The 23,841-nt window shown below is 41.8% G+C and carries 35 protein-coding genes; all 35 read right to left on the bottom strand.

Annotation, left to right across the window (positions count from 1 at the left end):
* Nucleotides 1-21: 21 nt before the first annotated feature.
* The 35 genes from LW139_RS07035 to LW139_RS06875 all read right to left on the bottom strand — a co-directional run bounded on the left by LW139_RS07035 (nucleotide 22) and on the right by LW139_RS06875 (nucleotide 23,839).
* A complete protein-coding gene (locus tag LW139_RS07035) occupies nucleotides 22-2,364 on the bottom strand; it encodes a hypothetical protein (RefSeq protein WP_247850892.1) in 2,343 nt (780 codons plus the stop codon).
* Nucleotides 2,365-2,617: 253 nt separating this feature from the next.
* Nucleotides 2,618-3,028, bottom strand: coding sequence for a hypothetical protein (locus tag LW139_RS07030; RefSeq protein WP_161769608.1), 411 nt, complete (start codon nucleotides 3,026-3,028; stop codon nucleotides 2,618-2,620).
* Nucleotides 3,028-3,423 carry a phage tail fiber protein gene (locus LW139_RS07025; protein WP_247850890.1) on the bottom strand — a complete coding sequence of 132 codons (396 nt, stop codon included), beginning with the start codon at nucleotides 3,421-3,423 and terminating at the stop codon, nucleotides 3,028-3,030. Before LW139_RS07025 ends, LW139_RS07030 begins: the two co-directional genes overlap by 1 nt.
* A 63-nt stretch (nucleotides 3,424-3,486) precedes the next feature.
* Nucleotides 3,487-4,944: a DUF3383 domain-containing protein gene (locus LW139_RS07020; protein WP_247850889.1), complete on the bottom strand. Its 1,458-nt coding sequence runs from the start codon at nucleotides 4,942-4,944 to the stop codon at nucleotides 3,487-3,489.
* Between the two features lie 11 nt (nucleotides 4,945-4,955).
* Nucleotides 4,956-5,441: a phage neck terminator protein gene (locus LW139_RS07015; RefSeq protein WP_247850887.1), complete on the bottom strand. Its 486-nt coding sequence runs from the start codon at nucleotides 5,439-5,441 to the stop codon at nucleotides 4,956-4,958.
* Nucleotides 5,429-5,809 carry a hypothetical protein gene (locus tag LW139_RS07010; protein WP_247850885.1) on the bottom strand — a complete coding sequence of 127 codons (381 nt, stop codon included), beginning with the start codon at nucleotides 5,807-5,809 and terminating at the stop codon, nucleotides 5,429-5,431. The genes LW139_RS07015 and LW139_RS07010 overlap by 13 nt, the downstream gene beginning before the upstream one ends.
* Entirely contained in the window at nucleotides 5,796-6,254 is a 459-nt protein-coding gene (locus LW139_RS07005; protein ID WP_247850883.1) for a hypothetical protein, read from the bottom strand. The genes LW139_RS07010 and LW139_RS07005 overlap by 14 nt, the downstream gene beginning before the upstream one ends.
* Complete coding sequence (locus LW139_RS07000; protein WP_247850882.1) at nucleotides 6,247-6,651, bottom strand: DUF4054 domain-containing protein; 405 nt, start codon at nucleotides 6,649-6,651, stop codon at nucleotides 6,247-6,249. The genes LW139_RS07005 and LW139_RS07000 overlap by 8 nt, the downstream gene beginning before the upstream one ends.
* Nucleotides 6,652-6,653: 2 nt before the next feature.
* Complete coding sequence (locus LW139_RS06995; RefSeq protein ID WP_247850880.1) at nucleotides 6,654-6,980, bottom strand: hypothetical protein; 327 nt, start codon at nucleotides 6,978-6,980, stop codon at nucleotides 6,654-6,656.
* Nucleotide 6,981: 1 nt separating this feature from the next.
* Entirely contained in the window at nucleotides 6,982-8,007 is a 1,026-nt protein-coding gene (locus LW139_RS06990; protein WP_129037609.1) for a hypothetical protein, read from the bottom strand.
* Nucleotides 8,007-8,495, bottom strand: a complete 489-nt coding sequence (locus LW139_RS06985) for a structural cement protein Gp24 (RefSeq protein ID WP_247850879.1) — start codon at nucleotides 8,493-8,495, stop codon at nucleotides 8,007-8,009. Before LW139_RS06985 ends, LW139_RS06990 begins: the two co-directional genes overlap by 1 nt.
* A 2-nt stretch (nucleotides 8,496-8,497) precedes the next feature.
* On the bottom strand, nucleotides 8,498-9,658 hold the full coding sequence (locus tag LW139_RS06980; RefSeq protein WP_247850878.1) for a DUF2213 domain-containing protein: 1,161 nt from the start codon (nucleotides 9,656-9,658) through the stop codon (nucleotides 8,498-8,500).
* A 49-nt stretch (nucleotides 9,659-9,707) separates the two neighbouring features.
* A complete protein-coding gene (locus LW139_RS06975; RefSeq protein WP_247850876.1) occupies nucleotides 9,708-10,421 on the bottom strand; it encodes a phage head morphogenesis protein in 714 nt (237 codons plus the stop codon).
* 58 nt (nucleotides 10,422-10,479) lie between these two features.
* Entirely contained in the window at nucleotides 10,480-11,898 is a 1,419-nt protein-coding gene (locus LW139_RS06970) for a phage portal protein (RefSeq protein ID WP_247850875.1), read from the bottom strand.
* Nucleotides 11,895-13,238 carry a PBSX family phage terminase large subunit gene (locus LW139_RS06965; RefSeq protein ID WP_247850873.1) on the bottom strand — a complete coding sequence of 448 codons (1,344 nt, stop codon included), beginning with the start codon at nucleotides 13,236-13,238 and terminating at the stop codon, nucleotides 11,895-11,897. The genes LW139_RS06970 and LW139_RS06965 overlap by 4 nt, the downstream gene beginning before the upstream one ends.
* On the bottom strand, nucleotides 13,231-13,629 hold the full coding sequence (locus LW139_RS06960) for a terminase small subunit (RefSeq protein ID WP_196571439.1): 399 nt from the start codon (nucleotides 13,627-13,629) through the stop codon (nucleotides 13,231-13,233). The genes LW139_RS06965 and LW139_RS06960 overlap by 8 nt, the downstream gene beginning before the upstream one ends.
* Nucleotides 13,630-13,725: 96 nt before the next feature.
* Nucleotides 13,726-14,415, bottom strand: coding sequence for a Rha family transcriptional regulator (locus LW139_RS06955; protein WP_247850871.1), 690 nt, complete (start codon nucleotides 14,413-14,415; stop codon nucleotides 13,726-13,728).
* A 315-nt stretch (nucleotides 14,416-14,730) separates the two neighbouring features.
* Nucleotides 14,731-14,895, bottom strand: coding sequence for a hypothetical protein (locus LW139_RS06950; protein WP_196572648.1), 165 nt, complete (start codon nucleotides 14,893-14,895; stop codon nucleotides 14,731-14,733).
* Entirely contained in the window at nucleotides 14,892-15,122 is a 231-nt protein-coding gene (gene lysC / locus LW139_RS20690) for an Rz1-like lysis system protein LysC (protein ID WP_432652206.1), read from the bottom strand. Before lysC ends, LW139_RS06950 begins: the two co-directional genes overlap by 4 nt.
* Nucleotides 15,037-15,414 (bottom strand): DUF2570 domain-containing protein, encoded by a 378-nt coding sequence (locus tag LW139_RS06945; protein ID WP_247850869.1) that lies wholly within the window; start codon nucleotides 15,412-15,414, stop codon nucleotides 15,037-15,039. The genes lysC and LW139_RS06945 overlap by 86 nt, the downstream gene beginning before the upstream one ends.
* Entirely contained in the window at nucleotides 15,411-15,803 is a 393-nt protein-coding gene (locus LW139_RS06940) for a M15 family metallopeptidase (RefSeq protein ID WP_215941846.1), read from the bottom strand. The genes LW139_RS06945 and LW139_RS06940 overlap by 4 nt, the downstream gene beginning before the upstream one ends.
* A complete protein-coding gene (locus LW139_RS06935; RefSeq protein ID WP_109409565.1) occupies nucleotides 15,796-16,113 on the bottom strand; it encodes a phage holin, lambda family in 318 nt (105 codons plus the stop codon). The genes LW139_RS06940 and LW139_RS06935 overlap by 8 nt, the downstream gene beginning before the upstream one ends.
* A 553-nt stretch (nucleotides 16,114-16,666) precedes the next feature.
* The gene (locus tag LW139_RS06930) at nucleotides 16,667-17,506 is read right to left on the bottom strand and encodes an antitermination protein (RefSeq protein WP_247850867.1); all 840 of its coding nucleotides are present in this window, start codon (nucleotides 17,504-17,506) and stop codon (nucleotides 16,667-16,669) included.
* A gap of 198 nt (nucleotides 17,507-17,704) precedes the next feature.
* Nucleotides 17,705-18,301: a recombination protein NinG gene (locus LW139_RS06925; RefSeq protein ID WP_247850866.1), complete on the bottom strand. Its 597-nt coding sequence runs from the start codon at nucleotides 18,299-18,301 to the stop codon at nucleotides 17,705-17,707.
* Between the two features lie 92 nt (nucleotides 18,302-18,393).
* Nucleotides 18,394-18,792, bottom strand: coding sequence for a hypothetical protein (locus tag LW139_RS06920; protein ID WP_247850864.1), 399 nt, complete (start codon nucleotides 18,790-18,792; stop codon nucleotides 18,394-18,396).
* Nucleotides 18,793-18,794: 2 nt separating this feature from the next.
* Nucleotides 18,795-19,238, bottom strand: a complete 444-nt coding sequence (locus LW139_RS06915; protein WP_247850863.1) for a recombination protein NinB — start codon at nucleotides 19,236-19,238, stop codon at nucleotides 18,795-18,797.
* Nucleotides 19,195-19,347, bottom strand: a complete 153-nt coding sequence (locus LW139_RS20685; RefSeq protein ID WP_432652205.1) for a hypothetical protein — start codon at nucleotides 19,345-19,347, stop codon at nucleotides 19,195-19,197. The genes LW139_RS06915 and LW139_RS20685 overlap by 44 nt, the downstream gene beginning before the upstream one ends.
* 43 nt (nucleotides 19,348-19,390) lie before the next feature.
* Nucleotides 19,391-19,723, bottom strand: a complete 333-nt coding sequence (locus LW139_RS06910; protein ID WP_247851205.1) for an HNH endonuclease — start codon at nucleotides 19,721-19,723, stop codon at nucleotides 19,391-19,393.
* Nucleotides 19,724-19,777: 54 nt separating this feature from the next.
* Nucleotides 19,778-20,083: a hypothetical protein gene (locus tag LW139_RS06905; RefSeq protein WP_247850862.1), complete on the bottom strand. Its 306-nt coding sequence runs from the start codon at nucleotides 20,081-20,083 to the stop codon at nucleotides 19,778-19,780.
* Nucleotides 20,083-20,295: a hypothetical protein gene (locus tag LW139_RS06900; protein ID WP_247850861.1), complete on the bottom strand. Its 213-nt coding sequence runs from the start codon at nucleotides 20,293-20,295 to the stop codon at nucleotides 20,083-20,085. The genes LW139_RS06905 and LW139_RS06900 overlap by 1 nt, the downstream gene beginning before the upstream one ends.
* Nucleotides 20,296-20,611: 316 nt before the next feature.
* Entirely contained in the window at nucleotides 20,612-21,466 is an 855-nt protein-coding gene (locus LW139_RS06895) for an ATP-binding protein (RefSeq protein ID WP_247850859.1), read from the bottom strand.
* Between the two features lie 3 nt (nucleotides 21,467-21,469).
* On the bottom strand, nucleotides 21,470-22,285 hold the full coding sequence (locus tag LW139_RS06890) for a hypothetical protein (RefSeq protein WP_247850857.1): 816 nt from the start codon (nucleotides 22,283-22,285) through the stop codon (nucleotides 21,470-21,472).
* Complete coding sequence (locus LW139_RS06885; RefSeq protein ID WP_247850855.1) at nucleotides 22,285-22,971, bottom strand: GIY-YIG nuclease family protein; 687 nt, start codon at nucleotides 22,969-22,971, stop codon at nucleotides 22,285-22,287. The genes LW139_RS06890 and LW139_RS06885 overlap by 1 nt, the downstream gene beginning before the upstream one ends.
* Before the next feature lie 130 nt (nucleotides 22,972-23,101).
* Nucleotides 23,102-23,482: a hypothetical protein gene (locus LW139_RS06880; RefSeq protein WP_247850854.1), complete on the bottom strand. Its 381-nt coding sequence runs from the start codon at nucleotides 23,480-23,482 to the stop codon at nucleotides 23,102-23,104.
* Nucleotides 23,483-23,611: 129 nt separating this feature from the next.
* Nucleotides 23,612-23,839 (bottom strand): helix-turn-helix domain-containing protein, encoded by a 228-nt coding sequence (locus LW139_RS06875; protein ID WP_109391285.1) that lies wholly within the window; start codon nucleotides 23,837-23,839, stop codon nucleotides 23,612-23,614.
* Nucleotides 23,840-23,841: the final 2 nt, after the last annotated feature.

The following is a 23,841-nucleotide window of genomic DNA, read 5'->3' as shown; positions in this document are numbered from 1 at the left end:
CTAATAGCAAACAACAGAAAATTAGACCATGGTTGGCATAATCTGGGACAAGGATTCCCTTGCGGCTACTCTTCCATCCTCAACTGTTCCTTTAATGGTATCCGCCGTGCTTGTGACATTAATTCCTCCATTCACAGTTACCTCGGTTTTATTATTTACCGTTTTCGGTTGACTATTTATCTTATGAGTTTGAGATAGAAAGCTCTGAGCTTCAAACCCTGTATTTGATACTATTGGCTTACTAATAGCTTTGTTGAGAGAGTTAATGTTATTTGCAAGATTAACAGATGGATCACCAGTTCCATTGATAGCAGACATCACAAGTGATTTATTGTAAGGAAGCGGCTTCCCAATTTCCTCCTTACTCATGGCATTCATTAGTGCATACATCATTTCTGGATCATTAAGGTTTATCACTTCTGTTGGTGATACCGATAATCTTTCAGATACGCGCTTAATATAGCCGTCAGTGTCGTTCTTATCTTTCCCCTTTTTAGGTGCCCACGCTCCAATAATATCTTGCACTGTTTGTAACTTTCTGTTCCCTACCGCCCTTGATTTTCCATCAAAATACAACATCAATTGCCTTACTGTTCCTCTTAGTCCTTCGTAGGGTGTTTTATATTTTGCAAACCGCGCATCTGGGTCATCCTCTAGAGTAGCGCCCCTTTGTCCAACAAAGTTCATATTAAGAGGGTTGTTATTTCTTTCCCCTCTTGAAATCCCTTTTCTGTTATCTATGTTGTTAATATTTTTTGTATTACTAGATGACGTATTTGAGGTACTGTTGTTGTTGATAATCTGTCCTACTCTAGCCCCCAACCCGTCATTTAATCCATCTATCTCAGCCTGCCTTTTTTTTGCATCATCTTCACTGGTGAATAATTCAAAATCCCAGAATCCATCACCTGTTGATACCCAATAAAGCCCGTGAGAATCAAGATATTTCTTCTTCTCCTCGCCAACGATAGAGGTCATTATTTCATCAACGGGTTCATATAATAACGCCCCAATTATTGCCTTAGAGCCTAACCCTCTTCCTAACTTACCAGCACCCTTAATTATCTTTCCGAATGCTTTTAATATTTTTCCGACCCACTTAGTTCCTATATACAAAGCTAATCCAGCGAATGCCGCTTTCAGTAAATCGACCTCACCTTTTGCGTCAGTAAACCATTTCCCTATAGTGGTGTTTTTAAACCATGCTTTAAACTCATCAAGCTTTTTCAGTATATAAGTAATTTTCTCATCCAATTTACCCCAATCAAATAAGGACTTATCACCCCGTTTCCATGCTTTATAGTCGTTATATAACAAGACTAGAGCAGCAACTAACGCCAAAACTAACCCCGTGCCAGTTAACAGCGGTGCAAACATGGCAGCCATTGCAATCGCGCCCTTTATTAGCGCAGGGATCAGAAATACGGTGAGCACAACCGCCATTCCCTTAAACAGGTCTTTGGCTACTTCTCTATTTTTATTGAGGTAATCAAGCCAACCTGAGACTTTCTCAGAGAAGCGGAGGAAGTAAGGCATTAAGTAGTTCGCAATGAGAGTTTTTAAACCTTCCCACTGCTTGCTGACTAATGCGTTTTGTTGGTTAAGTTGACGACTGAGCTTTAACTCTTCTTCGCTTGAGATAACGATATGCTTTTGAGTTTCTAGCATCTGTTGCATAGCCTGACGACCTTCAAGCAACAGATTTATTGTACCGTCATCGAACCCCATATTTTTGGCAATGTTATACGCCTGAGGGCGTGACATTTTCGACAGGCTGTCAGATACATCGAGCAGGATATCGTTAAGGTCTCTAATTTGACCGCCAGAGTTAACCACATCGACATTGAGCGCATTAAACCAAGGTAGGATAGAAGCATCACCTGTGGTGACTAAGTTCCACAGGGATTGACTCAAGCCTGATAAACTCGCCGCCATTCCATCAGCGCTACCGCCTGTCATCTCTGCCATGTTCTGCCACCGTTTTATATCGGTTGCATTCATGCCTAAGTTTTTGCTTAGGAAATAGAGCTGATCATTGGTTTTGCTGGTTTCATCAATCAGTTTTTGTAAACCAGTTGAAACAAATATGGTGGTGAATAAGCCAGATAAAGCCTTTACAACTCCGTTTATTGTTTTCTCTAAATCCTTGTTTTTCTTTTTGGCTTTATCTGTTTCGTCGTTGGATTTCTTTGTTTCCTGCGTGTAGATGTTGATATTAATACTCGCATCTTTTGACGCATCACCAACACCATTAACCGCATCAGATAATTGTTCGTTATCTTCAATTGCTTGTTTTACTGCACGTCCGAACTCAGTGTTGTCTAATTTAAGTGAGACAATCAGCGATTCCACAACTGTAGCCATAGTGTTACCTCAAATTTCAGGCAATAAAAAAGCCACATTTGTGGCACTTACTCAGACTCACTGAGTTCTTTCATTAATTGCTTGTTGTACTCGCTGACCTGATGTATCTCTATCAAATTCATGCAGTCCTCAAGACTGTATACCGTCGATAATTCATGTAGTGTGGCGTGACCAGATGTAATTACCTGAGACACCACACTAGATACATTAGCGGTTTCAGCGAGTACGCCATCCTTTAGCGGTAGACCAGCTTTTAGCTTTTCAAGTCTGACCCACCGCCTTGAGTTAAAAAATCAATATGGATGGCTAACACTTCTCTGCGGAGTGTGAACATCGTACTCAAATCTTTAATATCTGAGTCGATAATCAACGCTCGCGCATTACCGCTACTAGGAAGCACTTGGACGCATTCTAACAACTCATCAAGTAACGGAATACCAACATCAGGCTTAATGCCAGATAACGCCTTAATTGCCACCTGAGCCATTCCAAGCATACCCATGTTAGGGTTAATGCCTTCGATATCGATACCACCATTAGCAATAGCAAATAAAGCACGCATTGCCCAGTTATCAGCTTTGGTGATCGGCATTTCAGTAATGACGAATGTTTTACCTTCATCACGACCTTTTTCGATGGTGATAGTTTTTGTTTTTAGTGACATTAGATTTCCTCTGCGCCTTCTGTAACCATGTTGAAATTGTAAGTGGTGCCATCAAGCATTTTCTTACCACTTGGGCCACCTTTCATGGTGGTTAAACCGCCTTTACCTGTGTAACGCTTAGCGATTGACGGCATTTCAATAATGATTTCAATCGGGCGCACTTCCATATTGCTATTGAAGTCTTTGCGGATAGTTTCCATCACTTCAATAGATGCGCTGTTAGCTTCCAGATACAGTGTCCATGGCGTTTCATGAGGCGTGTAACCAATGGACTGCTTACCATCTACACCCATGCGAGTCTCACCAATATTTGCGTCACCGAACTCCCATGCGTTGTCAGCTTGGAAACCCTGAATGCGCACCCAGTCATCATAAATACCCTTACAGCGGATCATCATGACTGAGTTTGCCGAGGTAATTGTTCTTTCGTTATGGCCCATACCCATAATTCATTACTCCTATTGAACGTTAATTGACGGTAAATTAACTTGCTGGACACTACCGCCATCTGCGTACCAGAGTTTTAATGGCATGGATTTACGCAACCCTCGTGTTTGAGCTGGAGTTTCACCAACACGAATGCACCAACCGGCAGTTTTCAGTTGAGACACCGCATCAAAACCAGCTTCGTAGTTAATCTGCTTCTTCTGTTGTTCTGATAATTCAACGCCCGGTTGAATGCCACCAAAGTTGAGCATCTGATTGGCAGGATCGGTTACTGCTGCGCGGTGCATGGCTCTACCAGCATCATTGTATGGAACGCTCTTATTGCTCACTAACATAGTCATGAGTGCTAGTTGTAACTGGCTGTTGAAGTACACCTGATTAACGTAGCTATCCATGAATTTGAACTTGCCAGAAATTGAACCAGGATAAACAAAGATGAATCGATCATTGGCTGTTCCGTATGCACCGTAGAAGTTAAACCCTAACTTCATTAACTCATCTGCTTTTGATTTCTCATCAACTGATGGCGCTAATCCTTCTTGGTAACGGAATGACAGGTTTGTACGGCCGTTTAATTCATCAAAGTTAAGACAGGCAGGATAACCACACACGAAAGCACCGTGAGTGTAATCACCGTACATCAACATTGTGCCGCCAACTTCTGCGCCAATAATCGCATCAGAGATGGTTTTTAAATCATCATCATTTGAGTGGTACAGCACGTGAATGTAGCGATCATTCTGCAATGAAACCCAGCGAGAAATTGTGAGCTTTTCACTTACTGAGAAGTCACCCAAAGTCATTACCGAAACAAAGTTACGTGTTTCTTTGGTAATGCGAGGCATTAATTCTTCAATAGAATCAGCATCGATACCGTCATTTTTCTGTGCGCCAGATGATTCAGTAAGGCCCATAAATTCAGCCAAATCGCCAACAGCAAATGAGATGTTTCCTTTCGCTCCCTTTGTAGCACCAGAGATAACGAAAGTTTGCGATAGCGCGTCATAAGCGCACTGGCCTTTTGCGCCCAATGAAGCAGTCGCCGCTTGAGCTAAAGCAGAGTAACTTGTCACTTCACCATCAACGGTTACAGAAACTTTTGCACCATCAATGGTTAAAGTTAAATCGCTTGGCAGTGGGCTGAAATCACTTTCAGTGCGAACAGGAACTTTAGAACCAATGAGTTTTGCTGACTCCGCTTCGCCATTCATATAGGCAATGTAGAGTGATTCAGGTCGAGAGGTTGAGTTAACAAATCCTGCGAAATAGATTTGAGTGGCTCGGTATTCATCAGAGTCAATGCCGAACACTTCGCCGACTTCATCTTCAGATCCGAATGAACGAACGCCTAGCATTGATTCTGCTTTTTTCTTTGTAATAAACAGCGCGTTAAGTGCCAGAGGATTACCACCAGTGCCAACGACACCGGGCAATATCTGGACGATATCGCTTGCTGGAATAGAATTCATATTTTTACCTTTTAAACTTGAGTGGTAGTGATAGAGACGCTATTGACACCATCGGTGTGATAAGAGACTTCAGGGTTATATTGCATGGTAACGCCTAGCATCATGCGGTTTTCGTATTGATTTGCTTCATTCACCAATACGTTTTTCTTTGGACTTCCGCTGTCTAAAGGTTTGCACTTTTTGAGCCGGTCGGTTGTATATGATGACTTCCAGAGATTTGCTACAACTCTTGAACGGTTATTGGCTTCTTCGCCGTAAAAATCAAACTGAAAGGTAGCTTCCACTGATCGCTGTGCTGTTACCTCTTCCGTTGGCGCTTCCCAATAATCTGCCGTGTAATCCAAATCTCTTTCGTACAGCATGTGCATGACAATGCCGTCTTTGGGTACAGGCACATTATTTTCATAACCTCGAACGACAGGGCAGCTAAATAAATCAGTTAAGTAAGTCCATAGCTCAAGAAAGAGATCATCTTCAGTAATGCTTATTGTCGCCATAAAAGCACCTTAACCCATGATGGGTATGATTCTATGACTTTAGTGACCAGCCATTCAGATGGTTCGGATTCACCGTATGCAACGAAACTAATCTTGTCAGCCCCTTTATCTTTTGCTCTGCGAATGGCTTCGATTTGCCCTCTCGCATAACAGTAGATGAATTCACCTTGCTGATTGATAACGCCTAAATGCTCAAGGTCTTGAGTGCTCAAGCTTTGCATTTGGACGCTTATTTCATACGAGGTGAGTTTAGGAACTTGCTTACCTCCGGGGATAATTTCAAATCCCTCGTTGGCGATTAGGGTCGCAGGTAGGTTTTTATTAACGACTTGAATAGCTGAGTTGGCAATGGCTCTAACTTTGATCATCAATCACCTCGTAGTTAACATCACCAATCATTACCCGCGTATCGACCAGTGGTTTATTTGATGAGTTAGGCATAACCTTTCTAATTCTTCTTATTTTTAAAGTAGTTGGAGATAGTGGAGGATCAACCAGCTCAGAAATTGATGTTTGAATATCACCTTTCATTCTTGCGCCAATTACCTCAAGAACATCTCTTGAACTGACGCCAGAAGCCAATCCTCTCGATATCCCTCTAACCCACTCCTCCTTGTTACTATTAATGGCATTTCTAAAGAATGGTCTGGGCGGCTGATTATTTTCAGGAACCCCATACTCGTTCTTATAAGCAACCTCGGCTACACTCGTACCATCAGGATAGGTAGTACCATCAATAAACCCTGCCTTAACCTCCGTTGCATCCAGTCTCGCAGCTAAATCCATTAGGTATTTTTCTAGCCCATTAGCCATAAATGCTCCCCGGATAGTAGTTAGCCATTCGATAAACTTTTGTGGCCTGCCAGTAATCCATTCCGTAAGGGCTAAGCGTGTACCATGCATTTCTAAACTCAATCGCACCAAGTTCAGAAGATACAGACACGCTTCCCTCACTTGCAGACGACACTCGCCCAACCATTCCTGAGCCACCTTTGCCGTCTTTATCGCCGTATCTCATATATGCCAAATGAGCCATAAGCAAGTAGAGCAATCGCTCTCGCTTATCAGCCTGATAGACCAATGAGAATTCAGTGTTATCGAGGTAATCGGTGGCTTGGTCGAAAAGGAAAGGTAATAAATCGTCTGATATGTTGGAAAACTCTGGGAACATGGCGCGGAACGTAGATTTATTAAGTTCCACGATTGCCATAATTAATCCTCGGTTAGTGGTTCCACCCCAGCAGATTCAGCACTGGCTTGCTCTAATCCCGTTTTCTGTTTGGCGCGCTCTTTTGAGGCATCTTCGGCAGATTCATAATCCGTCACAGCAAACACAATGCCATTAAGGAATATTTTCTGGTCTTTAAATGACTTCTCAAAAGATTCCCAAGCATCAGCAGGAACATCCCGAGTGATGCCAAACCCATTCAGAAGAGCGGATGAGTTGGCACCCAATAGCGTGATATCTTTGCCCTCATGCTTAAAGGTGATCCCGTTAGGTAATTTACAACCAATAACATAACTTGAAACTTTAGCCACTTTACACCCCTAGCATTTGAGCAAATAAGAACGGCTGAGTGATTACCGCACCGTAAGTTGCGCCAGAATATTTTTGCTTCCAGCTTGAGGACATTGTGATAACTGGGTGAGCGCGAAGCTTTTCGCTAAATGCACAATAACCAGCACTTTGACCTTGAGCGGTTTCAACAAACATCTGGATCAGCTCACCAGCATCAGTGTCGTATTGTGGCGCGACTTCAATGCGTAGATTAGTGAACGTATCTTTAACCATTTTTTCAACAGAGTTGCCAAAGATTTCATTTGATTTTTTAAACCAAACGGAAGCTTTAGGGCTCATTGCAAGAACTAATGGAGATGCCATATCAACACCATCACCCACGGCACCATTAGTGCGAGCAATCAGGTCTGCATAAAGTGATAGGATATCGTTATAGATATCGATAATTTGCTTATCTTTCCACTGCGTTTTTCCATCAACTGTAGCAGGGGTGATTGGTGCTGGTAATGCAGGGTCATTCAGAATGCCGTAGTTAAGCAAACCTTCAACACCATAGAAGTAGAACTTATTCTGCTCCTGATTCATAGTCCAAGCTGCAGCGCGTTGTTTTTCTGCAACATAAGGCAACATAGCTAAACCATATCGCTCTTGCTCTAACTCACCGTAAGTTACCATTGTTTGATAACGGAACACTTGACGATTTTCCCATGCGTTTGTAACTTGGTTTGCACCTTGTTCGCTGTAATCATCATACGCGACCACGTCACCAGACTGCTCAACGCGCTGGATCATCATGGTATCTTGTGCCCATGAGCCTTTCTTTCTCTCACTTAAAATGTCAGTTGCTTTTTGCTTAGCAAAGATAGTGCGGACAATTTCAGGATCAATAAATGTTGAAACGATGGCAGGAATACCGCCGTTCGCTGGCATGGATGGCTGAACTTCCGCATCCATAGCGAATTTAGTCACAGAAGGCGGTAGGTAAAAACCGCGAGATTCTGCTTCCTTCTTAAATGCTGAGAAATCAGCCTGTGTTAATTGTGGCATTATGCTTTGCTCCATGTAGAAATTACGAATAAATCACCAACAGCAGCAGCGCTTGCTACATACCATTCGGTTTCGATTGCACCATCAACAGTTGCGCCAGCATCACCCGTTTTGATTGTGCCGTCTGCTAATACCGCAAATACTTTCTGACCAACAATCGCTTGCGTTGCGGATTTAGCCCAAAAATCACCACCAACAATTGGAGATGCTTCACGGCCTTTCGGGATTAACAAGCTATTGCTTTGTAGGTAATCAATGGCGGCATTAGCATTGTTGTAGACAAAACCAACTGGCTTGCCAGCACCTTTGTTGTTTAATTTTTTAGGGTCTTTCGCGTCACGCCAAGCGAAACGACACATATTAAGGCCGTCATCACCTGCCTTGAACGCACCAGCACCGCCCGCCGCTGCAATAATTGGGCTATTAGATGCTGGTTGGCCTTCCTGACCTACACCTGAGTAAAGGCGAACACTTGATTGAAATGCCATAGTTATTTATCTCCATCAAAGAACTTGCGAACATTATCGCGAGAGGATGCCGCAATAGGTGCGGAGTCTTGAGCCATCGTAGGCACTTTTGAGTAGGCATTGAAAACAGAACGCAGTCCTGATGCAGGGATTGATGCGTAATCTTCACAGCCCATTTGCTTTAGTGCTGTTCGATAAACATCTTCTGCACTATCGCAAGCTAATTCGCCAACAACAGGGCGAACATCACGCTCGGCTTGACGTAACTCCATAAATTTACGCTCTACGGCGCTAATGGCGGCATCCATAGCCATTTTGTTGTCTTTGGCTTTTTTGTCGTCATCGTTGTCATTAGCGGTTTTATTGGACTTATCATCTTTGCTATTGTCGTTATCCTCCGCCTTGCGGTCTTTTTCGCGATCTTTGTTTTCTCGCGCTTCACGCTCCTTGAGTTCTTTTTCTTCGCGCTTTAAGCGCTCTGCTTCGGACTCATTATCTTTTTCAGCTTGTGTAGCTTCATCTTTAATGACATTTCCGACTTCTTTTTTAACTTCATCTGGATCTGCATCGCTAGCTAATTTAGGTAGCAAATACGCCCAAAGTTTTTCTAATTTTGACATCAGTTTGATTCCTATTGGTTTCGAGTCATAAACAAATACGTCGGGGCCTGCCCGACCACTTGGCACTATGGCCACATGGTTACAAACGATGTCACGCATTACGCCATCGTATGTTTCTCCCTCATACTCTCCCGCTGTCAAATCAAGTCGATAACGATAAGATGAGGAAATTTCTTTTTGCTTCTCCGTCTCCACTCCGAGAATTGAGTCCAGATCCCAAATAACCATTGAGTTTTTAAGATAAGTACCATCGAACTCTGCACGCTCTCCAGTAGAGCCGACAATTGCGTCTTTTGGTGGGTCAATCACGGTTACGCCGATGTGTTTATTGAGTACAGGCTTATTATTGAATGTACTGACGGCTTTCTTGAGCTCTTCTGGATCACGTAGTAGTCGATAGGCTTTATTTGGTTCTAAACCTAACTCTTCGGAGTTGGGTATTTCCTTGCCATAGTAGATGCAGACATTGGATTTACTGATCGGTGTTAATGCAACGTGCATCATCCCATCTTCGTCGTAAGTCCTGACGCTTGCTTTATCAAAGGCAAATTTCACATCTTTCATGGTTTACCTTTATTCAGACATAAAAAAAGACCACCGAGGTGATCTGTTATTAGAACGGCAGCACGGGTCGCCACACGCAACCGCAATTAGGCAATTGACCGGGCATAATATATTCGCCATCAATCAAGCAGCCTTCAGATAGCTTAAATCGCTTTCTTTCCCGACCTGCTTTAACGTGACTATGACGGGGTTTATTGCCACCGCCACTATGTACCCACTCAGCCTCAACGATACCAGCAGCTTGTTGCCTTGCTGCCGATAACGCACTTGTTGCCTTGCGTGTTTGGTCACGAGCGATAAACTCAGCTCTTCGCCGCGTGATACCGTGACGCTTACCAAAGTTACGCTCTATTTCATCAGCAAGTATTTTTCTATCACCGCCATGAGCAACGGCGCGATACACCATGCCTTCTACTTCAGTAAAATATTTCTCAGGGATAGAGCGGATAAGAGAAACATTCTCAGCAATGATCGCCTCACGCCTCTCCAACATGGCGTCAGTCCATTGCATATTAATAGTCATAGATTCACGCCGAGCAGCAGCCAATAAACCTCTATCGACTGCGCTTTGCGTTTTATCCATTAACTCATCTGATATTGGAAGTGCCTTATTAATGAATCGGTCAACCCATTTCCTTGCTAGAGAATCAAGCAACCTTTTGATAAAAGTAACAGGATTAGCATCCATAGCTAAATTAGAATCTTGAGCGAGAGGATTACTGCGAATAGCGTTAACTATTTCGCGCCTAACCTCATCGTTCATTTCTCTAATTTCGGCTAGCAACTGCCTTTGGTACCACTTGATATTGCCAGCATTATAGTTAATAGGCTTCAGTCTCGTTGTCTTCTGGCTCATAATCACCATCCAAGTTTTCGAAACCAGCACCCTCTATACCCTTGAGAGCATCCCTAGCTTCCTCTGAGTTAACCAACATGCTGTCAGCAGCAACCGCCACAGCATCAACGCGAATCTTCGTGATTTCAGAGCGTTCTTTTTCGCTAATTTCATCGAGCGGCCTGAACTCAAAGTAAATATCCTCTTTTATTTCTCCAAACTCTGAAAGTTGGATAATCTTGAAGATGTTCTCTAAAGGTCGTCTTAGATTTCCGTCCTGATACCCTGACACTGTTTCATGCCACGTTGATAACTCTGACTCACCAGAAGCATTTAAACCTGCTGGAGCGTTCCCTAGGAGTTTTAAATTGGTAATACGCGAAGGAATGCAGAGTTGATCCTGATAGTTTGATAGCAGATTGGATAATTCACTTAGCGAAGTTTGCATGTGAATTAAATCCTCTCCTGTATCTATTACCCAAACACCGAAGTTATCCTGATATTGCGTAAACATCTTGATGCGCTTATCGAACTCGCCCGGCGTTTGTAACCGCGCATCCATATCAGTTTTAAGCGCCCTCATTCTCAATGTGCGTAGTATCTTAATTACGTTTTTCTTAGCATCACGCCAGTCAACAACGTAATCCTCCATTAACTGAGTGAGAGATAACCCGCCAAAGTTGTAGGACGGCTTGAGAATATCTGGCACTGGGCGACTAACAATATCCATAAACCTTGATTCATGAACTGTTTTTCCCATAACAAACCACGCGCTTGGTTTATAGAAATCATCAGCTAACGGCCACTGCGTGTTGTACATGGCAGGATAAATCCAAGTTGGGTCAACAACTCTAAGGCCTTTTAGTGATCCTTTTGGTATCTTCCTTGGGTCTAAGAATAAAGGCTTTTCCAACTCATTATCTGTCTTTGCGCCAGCATCAATGTAAACATGAGCAACACCATACTGAGAGTCTTGCTTAACCGCATCGTGAATTAATCGCTTTACATCATATTTAACGAGTGCGTTTTCCATCAGTTCAATATCAGGATCACCCTCTTTACGACTTTTAACTTCAATCCAGTTACGGGTCATCTCATCAGCGAATACACTGTGCATGTTTGAGTATTCTACTTGCTGAGACATTGCCGCTAACTGTGGATATCCACGAAACCCTGAATACTCATCACCAATCGACATCGTATTAAGCATGTCGTATGGCGTGGCATCCATTGCAAATACAGCTTCCTTTTTAGATTCAGGAACTACACCCGGCAATGGCTCATATCGCTCGAAGTGAGCATATTTCTTCTCTTCACCTGATGTGGAAGCTTTTTCTAAATCAATATCTTTAATCCTGAACGGTTGTTTTCCGACAGGCTGTTGTGTTTTTTTACTCTTGCTCATCGGAGTATCTCGTCTGGAATACGGAATGGTTGTTTAGCGTTAGAGAACGCCATAATGAACGCATCGGCTTTGTTGGGGCTTGGTATGCCGCGTTTCTTCATATCCTTTTTACTCTCAACCTTTACGCGCCCGTTACTGTCATAATCGACTTGAGGGCGTGATAACTCGGCTTTGAGATATTCGATATCTTTCATCTCACTGGATATGCTGATTAACTGGTCATCAGTGAATTTATCGCCATGCTCGATAGCTCGCCAAGTGTTGTAGAAGCGATCAGCAACTAATTGCCATTGCTGCGCTTTCAAATTGGAGAACATATCTTTATTTGTTTTGCCTGGCTTATAGTTGCTTTCTGGCTTCTCGACGGAAGCTCCTGCGTTAAACCCGACAGTAACAATGCGATTATCTTTGCGGTTAAATTGAGCCTTAACGCCAGCGCCAACGCCGATTGAGTCATAGATAACTGTATCTACGTTATTCTTAACCGCATCAGCATAGACCTTGTCAGCGCTAAATATGACGTCTTGACCTCGCCACTCTTCGACAGATAAAGCAACTGAACCATGACGAAGTACTATTGCGTTAGCATCTTCACCATCATCAGCAACGTCGAACCCGACAATTCGCTTACCTCTTGGCTCAAATCCTAATTTGATATGCGCATCGACAGCCGCCTCAATCCATGCAGGCTTGATAATTGCTAGTGCGGAATCGGCTACTGGCTCACCAAGCCAGATGTGGCGGTATAACTCAGGATCACGTTCTTTACACTCTTCCATTTGCTTAGGAAGTGGTGTGTCGTAAAAGTGGGGATTAACATCGTAGTTTGCCTTGAGGACTATTGCGCCCTCTGGCGGCTTAACAACAAATCGCTGGTAAGTGTCATCAAGAATGTTCTTCGGGTTGAAGCTTACCCATATCTCAGCGTTTTTATCACCACGAATGGAGGGTAGTAATACCTCCCATGAATCTTTGACTACCGCCTCAGCTTCTTCTATCCAGCAAATACCTACACCTTGAATTGATTTAATCTTAGTGACGTTATTTTTGATACCAGCAAATACGAATGAAGCGCCAGTGCCAAGGTGAATAATTGTGTTCTTTTGTATCTCGAACTCGTTCGTGTAGCCTAACCTATCGATGGTTTCACAAAGCAACTTATGTACTGAGTCACTAATCGAACCCTGAAACTCACGAGTACACAAAATAACTGTTTTGATTCTGCGCGCGACTTCAATAGCTAGTTCCGCAAAGAAGTATGATTTACCACTACCTCGACCACCATAAGCCACCTTATAAGGGGCACTTACTGCAAATGGTTTAAAGTAAGGGTTAGCCATCGAATATATCCTTGATAGAACGATTCTCGACTTTCACGTCAGCGGTTAGATCGATAACAACTTTATCCAAGCCGGTTAATCTAGCTTTTCCCATTGTTGCCGCCACTGCTGCTGATGCTTGCGGTGTTTCTGCGGATAGTGCTTTTTGCCGAGCCTCTTCCAGTTCTTTAAGTAAATCAGAAACGGTAATGTCGTGCTTTGTCCGGTGCTCTTGTTGAAGTTGCGCAACCCTCACCGTAACCTCACCGTTATTCAACAATTCATACGCTTTTGAGTTTATTGAGGTTGCCTTCATTTTATCTGTGGCATACGCCATTCGATAAGCTTCAGACGCATTACCTGTTTCGACGTATGCCTGACAGAATTTTTCTTGCTTAACTGTCAGTGCCATATCCATTCCTTAAATAAAAAAGGCCACTAGGGCTTATTCATGTGATGCAACTTTTAGTGCATCGGTAATTTATTGATTTATAAGCAAAGCGCAATTTTACGCTGCTAATCTATGCATCTCATCAAGTAATGGTTGCTTATGGTTTTTATTGAACAACTTAGTTAATTCATCCTTTCGTTGCTCAAAATCCCACCCCATCGAGATAAACACTGTGTTAGCTCTTTGTAGTTCGGTTATTGCATGGATTTGCTGATGTGAAAGATAATCACGAATTGGGTCGGTTTTGCCAATGTCATTGTCTTTTCTGAATTTTGCAGACGATACACCAAGCACTATGCGATTAATTAAGTCAGCTTCATTACTGAAATGATAATGAGCCGGTTCTTTACCTTCTTGGATCTTGCTTTCTTTCACAGCATCGGTCATTGGCTTATATTCCATTCGAGCAATGTTGCGCTCTATTTGAACTTTAGCCTCTTTCGCTGCTTTTTCACGGAACTGAATAAAACTATCAACTAGTCTAACTTGCCCATCCCTTGCTTTCTCCCCACCAATAAATGGCATCGCGATCAGAAACCCGCGCTCAGTTAGTTCATAACAAGGGAGTTCTTTTTTCTGTTTAGTAACATAAGAGGAGGCTCTGAAATCGGAGGCTCCTAAATGTTGAGATGCAATTAACGATTCAATACTATTCATCACTCGGAAGTGATCTCTTCCAAACTCATTAGCGATGACGTCAGTTGTTACTACTGGTTGATTACCTGATTTCTTGATTAAGTGTTTCATAGTTAGTTCCTTTTAGAGATGAACCTTGCGCCCAGGAGTAACCAGCCCAAAGAGGGTTAACCAGACCACTGCTGATTATCCTCAAGGCTCATCCTGAAAGGTTCTTTGGTTTATGTGTGTCGGGCGTGACACTAAATTTGTACGCTATATATCTATTAGCGAAGAATGGAGTAAATCATTATGACTATTCGCAACCATCATCACGTATCACTACGTTACTTTGGTCACTTACGGCTTACCCGTCAGCAAGATATGGACCACCTCACTTATTTGCGAAGAAGCCATTAAAAAACCCCGCTATTGCGAGGCTCGTTATTAATCTTTGATAAATTCATCTGTAGAAATTGAGTTATGAACCTCAACGAGTTCTGCGGTGGAGCTATCTACCACAACCTTAACGTGAGGATGATAGTTTTCTGCAAGATACTTCATTATTGGTTTAACTACTGCGTCAAATTCAGATTCATTTTTTTGATTCATTTCATCACCTGTCGTTGTTGTTCAATTTCCCGTATTGCTTTCTTGTCTGAGTTACATTGCTCAATAACCGATAACAGGGAGATATTTAACATTAAGGATTCTCCCCATGTCATTTGTTCGGGTATGTATGGCAATAGACAATCAGCGGTTAGGTGTGCCGGTATCGCTATATGTTCCACTGGCACGTATTCTTTCTGAATAGTCGTGCATCCTGATAAGAGCGTCATTAGGAATAGCAGTATTGGCGCAATCATTATTGATAAGAACAGTTTTGATAACCGTTTTAACTTTTTCAGAATCCACGGCTGACCTATTCCGCTTTTCGCTATTAGTCGATGAGACATTATTGATAATCCTGAATGTGCGGTTGGCGTTTTCTGTAATGGCTTGCTGACGAGATAGCTGATTGGTTGCTGCGCTGTAATCTTTACTTAATTTGTCGTAATCATCTGTTACCCACCATAGCCAGAATGCGGATATTGCCAGTAGTCCAGCCAATACCTTAGTTAGCGTGTTCATGCTGGATATGTCTTATGGGTTAATTGGAAATGAGGGCCATCTTTAAATGTTTTCCAGTTACCGCCCCATTCGATATCGACGCCGAACTCTTTCGCCGCTTGCATCATGGCATCAGCGACTTTTTTAAAGTATGACCAATCGTTCCATGGGATCTGGTTATTTACCAGAGGAGCACAATCAACAGCGTGGCCAGTTAAGTGGCGACTATTCATTGTTTGACTTTTACCACTTGCAACTAATTGTCGTTGACGGGCTTCGTTACGCTTACCTTCAATCACCATAAAATCAATATCGGTAATTTCTAATGCTCGATGTACTACCTTAACCAAATCAGGATGAACGCCACGGAGGTTTTCTTCGCTACGTCTGCTTAATCTAAACTTACTCACTTTTCACCCCCGCCCTGCCTTTAATAATTTTACTTAACGCATCAACACCGACATACCCAATAAACACGCTAGCTAGATATGCCAACTCGTGATTAATACCAAGAAGAGTTAATAGGTCTTTTACAAACCAAGCGAAGAATGCACACATCAAGCCGTCAATAAGAGTCTTGCCCCATCCACCGCCATTGTATCGACCTCGAAGAACTGCCATTGAGCCAGCTAGAATTGCACTAATTCCCTGTTCTTTATTCATAACGATGAGGTTAAGCATTTGAGCCCATAAATCGGGGTTTTCTTTCATATGATTCATACTCACCCCCTATTTGGAGGAATTAGTTAATAGAACGCCGACTCACAGCTCTTGTGTGAATGTGAGGTGTTGTGATTGATTCTGTGGTCGGCATATACGAAAAAAGACCGCCTAAGCGATCTTCTGAATGTGAACTATCCGGTAATTCCGGATGGTTGGATTACCACAATGCAAATAAGCACTCTGGATAAATATCAATAACTTAAACTATGTTACCCTCATCAATGAAGGTAACACCCTCGAATTCGGGGGAATTAAAGTTTGAGATACCCATTGCCGAAAAATAGAGAATCATTAAACTTCCGACTCCTTTCTTTGCGCTCTTCTTCTGACAATTTATCGCGCTCGGCGTAGGGTTTAGCTTTAGCCAAGTCAGCCCTAGTTGGATATTTAGAACCCTTCGAATTCGTCATACATACAAACTCCAGATAACAAAAAACCCCGCCGAAGCGAGGTCTTGAATTCTTTTAACGTTAACGAAATGGCAATAACTCATCGTTAGAATCACGATAGCCCATCTCCGCCAAAAGATCAACTTATTTCTACTCACAAGCTAATTTATATATTCATTTTCTCTTTTTGTTACATTTTGTAGAACTTTTTCTGCATTAGCCTCTTCCTTAAAGCACTCCTGAATCAACATCTCGTAGAATGGTTTAAAGTTTCTACGCCAGGTTGTTTCTGGCAGTTCAAACAATTGTGAGCATATCTCTCGCCTAACATCTTCTGCCGGCAATCTTGAATAGCCACGACCTGAACACTTAGGGCAAGTTTTAAAAACTGGAATTCCTTGTTTTTTTGTTTCCACCTTATCCAAAGTTTCACCCCTGCCATTACATCGGCACGAGTGACTCACCTCCCCTTTCCCATTGCAGGTTTTGCAAATCACCTTAGTTTTTTCTCTAATCTCCCTGTATTTTGAATAGTCAGATGGAGTTATTTTCACTCCCATCTTCTTGTTGAATTTAATAATTTCTTTAGCTGCAAAGTGGGTGTGCTGTTTAGTGGTGAATACCTCTACCTCAATAAATCCACCGTCACAATCAGGGCATGCCTTTTTACTGGCTGCGCTTCTTGCATAATCCTGAAATGCATAATTTGCGAGTATTTGCAGAAGTGTTCCTCTATCATTCTCACTAAGCTTTCCAATAGCACTATATTTGTGAGCCTGAGTTATTGCATATTGATGAATACTCTCCACTGCTTCAGTTGGTTGATTGATCCCTTGTTTCGCCAAAAACAACTCAATCCCCATTCTCGCTTTAGAGGTCGCCAAACCAAGCGAGGCCATTACATCAGTGATTGTTAGATTATCAGTCGCTGTTGCAGATGGAGAGTCACTAAACATAATGCTTTTTGGTGAAAAATATTTTGGTAAATCTGCAAGTCTCATCTCGCCTCCGGTAATACTGTGTGATGACCATCGCCACTTACTGAGTAGACAATAGATTTCTTCCTACGCTTTGCATCGCTAGTAACCAATACTGATAAGATGCCCATAGGTAGCTGAACCACGCTAAAACTTTGCCTTTTTAGTGACTCTCTGGATAACCGTCTTGCCACAGTAATAGCAACTAGTAGGCTTTTGTATTTATCGCTCCTCATCTTTCAGCTCCTTCAACTTTGCTCGATAGTGATCACGTATCCGCTCATAATCCTCGCGCTTCCACTTTGGCAACTCATGAGAACTCATTAGGCGATCGAAACGCTCTTGACCAATTTTTTCTATTAGTCGAGGCGTGTAATTTTCGATATTTCCCGATAGATGGTTATTACATGGGGCGCATTGTTTATGGACGTTATCTTCATCAAAACGCAACTCTGGCATTGCTCTTGTCGTTCTATAATGTCCTGCGTGATACTGACCTTCGTGAAAACGACCACAACTGATACACGGGAGGTCTTTATCTCTTTCACGGATGTATGCGTTGAATGCGGTCTGTGCTTGTTTGATGAAATATGAGAGGGGTTTTACTGCTAACTTGCGGACTTTGAGTTTATCTTTTGCTTTAACTTCCTTTTCTCTTTGCTCCTTTTTAAGTTTTGCTATCGCTTTTTCTCTGTCTTTATTTCTTCGTTGTTTGGATAATTCAAATCCATGTTCTGGGCAACACCATTCAATATTGTCATATTTAGGGTGAAACCATTCTCGGCATATTTTACAGCGCCGTCGCCTTAGCTTCTGCATCTCCCTCTCCTTTCACTATTTCCATCACCTCAAGATGTGGATATTCATTTACGCACTCATCACACACGTAAATTTCCTCATCTGTTAGCTGTCTATTGCATGACATGCAGTTCATTACGGACTCCTTTGAGTAACGAGTCTATTTTCATCAACATCGGATTACCCATGCCTGCCGTGTTTGCCTTTTTCACAAACTTCATGGGCCGAGTTTTAAACTCTCTCGCCTTCTGTCTAACTATTTTTACCTCTTCTCTATCGCCAGCATATGATTTGATTAACTGTATCGCGTTATCACAAACGACAAACTTCCACGCACTTTTATCAGACTTTCTTATTGCTCCTATCTTTTTGAGATGCATGATTGTTTCTCGACATTGGTTGATCGTTAAACCTGTCATTAAGAGAGCTGTTTTGGTGTCAAATAACTCTAAATGCCTTACGGATTTGATAATTGTGATTGCGTTTTCTATTGGAAAGTTATCTCTAGCCATAATTATTCATCCTGTTCCCTTTTCAATTTCATATACTCGCTATCTTCTGGAGTAGTTAGTATCAAACCGAACTGCGAAGCCCATGCCTCAACTCTCTGTAAGAAGTGATGCATTTCCCCTTTATCTAATTTTGAAGTGCGCTTAAGTGTCTCTCGTTGCGTTTTTTCGCCTGTTAACACATCGGTGTATTCAGTTGCCTCAAACCCCAAGTAAGTGGCCTTTAAACTTTCCTTCACCCACGATTCAGTACAGAACTCACGACCTGACTTAATCAAGTAGTCGCTAATTTCTTTGTACCAAACATGGCTTAATGAGTTTTGAGAAAGGCTTCTTTTGGGCTTGTATGGCTTGATTGTGACACTGAGTTTTTGGTGGGATTTAAGTAGTTCGATTACGTTGTTATCAAATAGCTTTTTCGTTGATTCGTGTAGACAGAAGTTCTCCATAATTACCTCGTGCATTCCAACACTTGACCGCTAATTCCATATTTTCAGCAATAGGGCCTCTTGCGCCACAGTGCTTACATTGAACAAAGGAGTTGCAGAATACCTGCATGACCTCTAGTTTTTCTGATCTGCAGTGGTGGCAAGGTTTTAGTTCACCCACTACTAACCTCCTGCTGATACTGCTCAAACCAGAAAACTACGGGCCTATCGACTAATTCAATCAACCCAAACCGCTCCGCTGTTCTGAAATTAACTGAATACAATCTAGCTCTATCTGCTTGCTGTTTAATCTCGTGTCTAAAATCCTCAATCGAATATGTTTTCTTGAATAAATTACACGGCGCACACGCTGGAACGACGTTTTCCGATTTATCATTATCAACAATAAAATCAGGCCCGCGTAGAACTGGCTCTATATGATCCGCATGCCACCCTTTTTCTGGTAACTCACAACCGCAATACTCGCACCGCCCACCAAATAGCATCCGTAACTTTTCACGCTGTTTCTTTGTCACTGTTAGCTCTCCTGTTCCATGCTGCTATGGTCTACCTATTAGCCAGTTAACCAACTTGCCTACTCTGCTTGATGGCCTAACGCCAGTGCTACCAGTGATTAACCATTGAGGAACAATGCAAATCATGAAAATTGGAATTACCCAGATATGGTTAATTCGCTGAATTAGTGTAGTTTCTCGATACTGTTTCTTTTCATAGATATCGTATTTATCTAGAATTTCACTGGCGATACTTTCCATATAATCACTGTCTGCATAATGCCCTGTGAATTTCAACAATTGGCACTTCAAGACGAAGTAATTAACTTTTCCTTTTTTGTTCTCTATCATCATTCACCCTCTGGCAATGCCAGCCACCTAACACACTTAAAACCACGTATTGGATTGTCGTAGTGATCATAAAAACCAAGATCACCACCAAAACAGTCACCAGATAAATATCTGGCAACAATTTTTTTTCCTGACTTATTTTCGATAACCAATTCTGTATGTGATACTGGCGGTTTTTCTGCTTCAAAATTAACCCAATTAGTTCCCTGCATTAGATGCTCCCCACGATCTGTTTGATTCTTGAAATTTAAACCTTTCATCACTCAACACCTCGATTAATTGCTAGCCATAAACTCACACTTGCTAACTCGCATATATGCTTTGCCCCTTGGAAAGCATTTATCCAATTTTCTTCTCAGTGGGGTAACTTTAATTTTAAGCGGGGTTTCTGAAATATTTATGAGTGGGTTATTTATCCACTGCTGGTTATCAATTAATTTATCGTAATTTTTGTAGCAGTAGTCTAAATCTGGATACGGATAATCTTTGTGAAACAATGTTCCTCTCATCTAAAAATCCTCTTGCGTGTTAAGCAACTTGCTTTCTTGTTCGGTAACTATCCCATGTAAAAGCCAACGTACAACCACCGCCGTCATTCATCCTGTCAATAACTCGCTCGCCAATGAATGTACCTAATTCCTCTCTGGTTTGGTTGCTAATTAGGATTGTTGGCTTCATCTTCTCGTAACGAGTGTTGATGATTTCAAACAGGATTAGCTTTTCTGCCTCAGAGCCGAACTGCACACCAACTTCATCAATGATTAACAAATCTGGTTTTGTGTAAATCCGAATAACTTCAAATTCTGTTTCGGTAGAATTCTTACTCCAAGTGGATTTAAACTTTCTTGCAATTCGTAATGCTGTCGTGAATAGCGCAGAATTTTGATAATCCTCAACAACACTTTTCGCTATTGCTAATGCCAGGTGATTTTTACCGGTACCGGGCTTTCCGCACATCACTAAACCACCGCCATTTTTTAGGCGATCTTCCCATTTTTTAACGTAGGCTTTGCAGACATTGAGATTGTATTGAGCATCCTTGTTCACAGCCTCGTAGTTATCCAGTGTGCAAGATTTAAAGCGCTCTGGAACATGCAGATCATCAAGCAGTTTCTCAGTGAGTTTCTTCTTGAAACGAATATCCGAATCACGCTGTTCGATCTTCAAGGCTTCTAGTTCTTCCATGAGGCAAAGTGGGCAAGGTGTTGGTCGCGATGGAATTGATATCGCGGTTTTACTTGAACGAGTTCTGGCTTGATATGCGCCATGCTTAGCGCAGGTTAATTCAACAATCGTTACTTCGGTGTTTGGTATTTCTGCTGGCGGTTTACTTAGATTTTCAAGCTGCCTTTCAATTTGCTCGATTTTGTCTGATAGGCTCATGATTTAATTCATCCATGTTGGCGCATCCGTTTTACCGTAGTCCTTGGATGCAAAATTCTCGTTTACAGCTCGCTTAGGCGGCGTGGCTTTCCATGAATTACCTGAGTTCTTGTTTTGGTAATTTAACTTCTGGCTTGCAGTGATAAACCAGTTTTTAGGCTTAGCGGCTCTGAACTCGATATCTAGTCGTTTTAGCTCATGCACCAAGTCGATGTTTGAATACAGCGATTGCCATTCAGCAAAGTCTTTGTGGTTTAGGCGGATCACCTCTCCCTCGAATGCATACTTGCTAGACATTTGGTGAATACTTGCAGATTGATTTTCTGACTCGCTAGGACAAGCCGTGTTTTCGGCTTGGGTGTTATTAGGAATCAGGTTAAGGGAATCAGGAATCAGGTTAAGGGAATCAGCAGGATTTGTTGTATGCTCTTCTGATTCTTGCACTGTGCTTGTATGGTGCTTTTCTGGTGCTCCTTTGTTTTCAGTAGGTTGCATTACTTGTTCTGGTATTTCACTAGCCGCTTCTTTTACGTGAGGGTTCTGATGTTTCTTCCAGTTATTAATCTGAATAAACTCATTTCCATCTACTGCATATCTGGTAATAAAGTTTTTACTGTGTAGTTGTGCGAGTAATTTTTCACAATCAACGTCATCGTATGGCAAAACCATTGCTTTAATTTTACGTGGCTTATCTTCTAAGCGACCTTCTCTATCTGCAATAGTCCATAAACCAACGAATAGGATTCGTGCAAATGGATCACATTCAGCAAGGTCGTCATTGGTAAAAAAGCCTGGTTTAATATTTCTTGCTCTGGCCATTAGAAAGGTACCTCCGGTTTATTTGCTAATTTATGACTATTATTTGCTTCCTCTTCATTTTTTAGATACTCATCGTATTGCTTCCCCATGGTGCTTTTTACTAGGTATGCAGTATCTTCTGTAAAATATAGAGAGTGCTGATCGGTAAATTTATTGTGTAATAGTTGAGCTGCTAATCTTATTAACCTTTCAGCAGCAGAAAGCTTGCAACCAAAAATATTCAATCCTAATGATTCGAATAGATCACCAAGCCTTAATTCATCCAAGTTATGTGTACAAATAATGTCGAATGAATCCGCTATATCAGCGATATCGTCTCCCACTCTGGCCAGGCAAACTTCGGAGCATGTATCTACAATGTCTTCAAGAGCACATTTAAAAAACTCTCTAGAATCATTAATTCTGTATTCAGATAGATACTCATGAATCTCAGACTCATCATTACTAGGACATTCAGAGTAAAAAGATGCTTCAACTTTAAATTTGTCTGGAACACCAGTTGCGGAGGATAGCTCTTTAGCTCTGTTTTCTGGCGAGATAGTTGTCATGCCAACTTTATAGATGCCTGGCATGTATTCATTGCTTAAGACATAAACCCATCCCTCAGTTCTAAAATTACTAGGTAGAGCTTCTGGAACAGGATTATCACGATTAAGCTTCATTTCACCTAAGTGACCAACGCTCATACCTGGCAACCTCCATGTCTTTGTTTCTTTGTTAATTTCATATATAATTACTCCATTAATTAGCTGTATCAGACAAGAGAAACCTAAATTCCCCTTGTCGTAATTACTGGTTATTGATACAGTGTATTTGTTAGTAGAACAGACCCAATTGTTCTTCTCTAAAGGCCTCAGTTGTTCCCGCAATTGAGGCTTTTTCATATGCATGGACCTGAAGTTTTAATCTCGATAGTTCAGCCATATTTTCTAAATAGAGTTTGTAGTCTGCATCAGTGATAACTTTCTCTCCTTCCCTGACAAAACCAACTACGCGACGTGTAGCAAGCATTTCGCATACACCATCAATAGATTGGATTCTTCTTGAGATAGTCGAGTCTGAGCGTGATGTGGCTTGTGCAATTTCTCGCTGATCCCCATCTCGCAATATTTGAAGTGCGTTACTAACTAAATGACGTGTTCTAAATTCAATAGCTCGTTTGTCGCGAACTGTTTTGCATGTGTTTCCGTATTCCATTTGTTAAATTCCTTCTTAGATTACTTCCCATATTGGGAAGTAATGATCCGTGGCTCATTCCATATGAGCGGATTGTTTGCTCTGAGAATTTACTCTGAGCGGGTTAATGATGTTAAAGAGCGGGTGAAACTAAGCAGCAAGTAATTTTTTTTGGCTAATGGCTAGTAAGTCTTCAGCTTTTATTTTCCCTTTGGATAGGGTTTGGATTGTTTTTGCATAATTGGTTTTTCCAAAGAACTCTGTTTTTGGTAGAAAACCGTTATCAATCCATTTATAAACAGCTCGCTCACTTACTCCGCATGCCTTTGCTACTTCTGCAACGCCAATCTGTTTAATTGGTTCCCTTAAATCGTGCATAG

Source organism: Proteus vulgaris (assembly GCF_023100685.1).
In the GTDB taxonomy this organism is placed as follows: Bacteria; Pseudomonadota; Gammaproteobacteria; order Enterobacterales; family Enterobacteriaceae; genus Proteus.
Note: the sequence above shows the minus strand (reverse complement) of the source record. Positions and strands in the feature narration are given on the sequence as shown.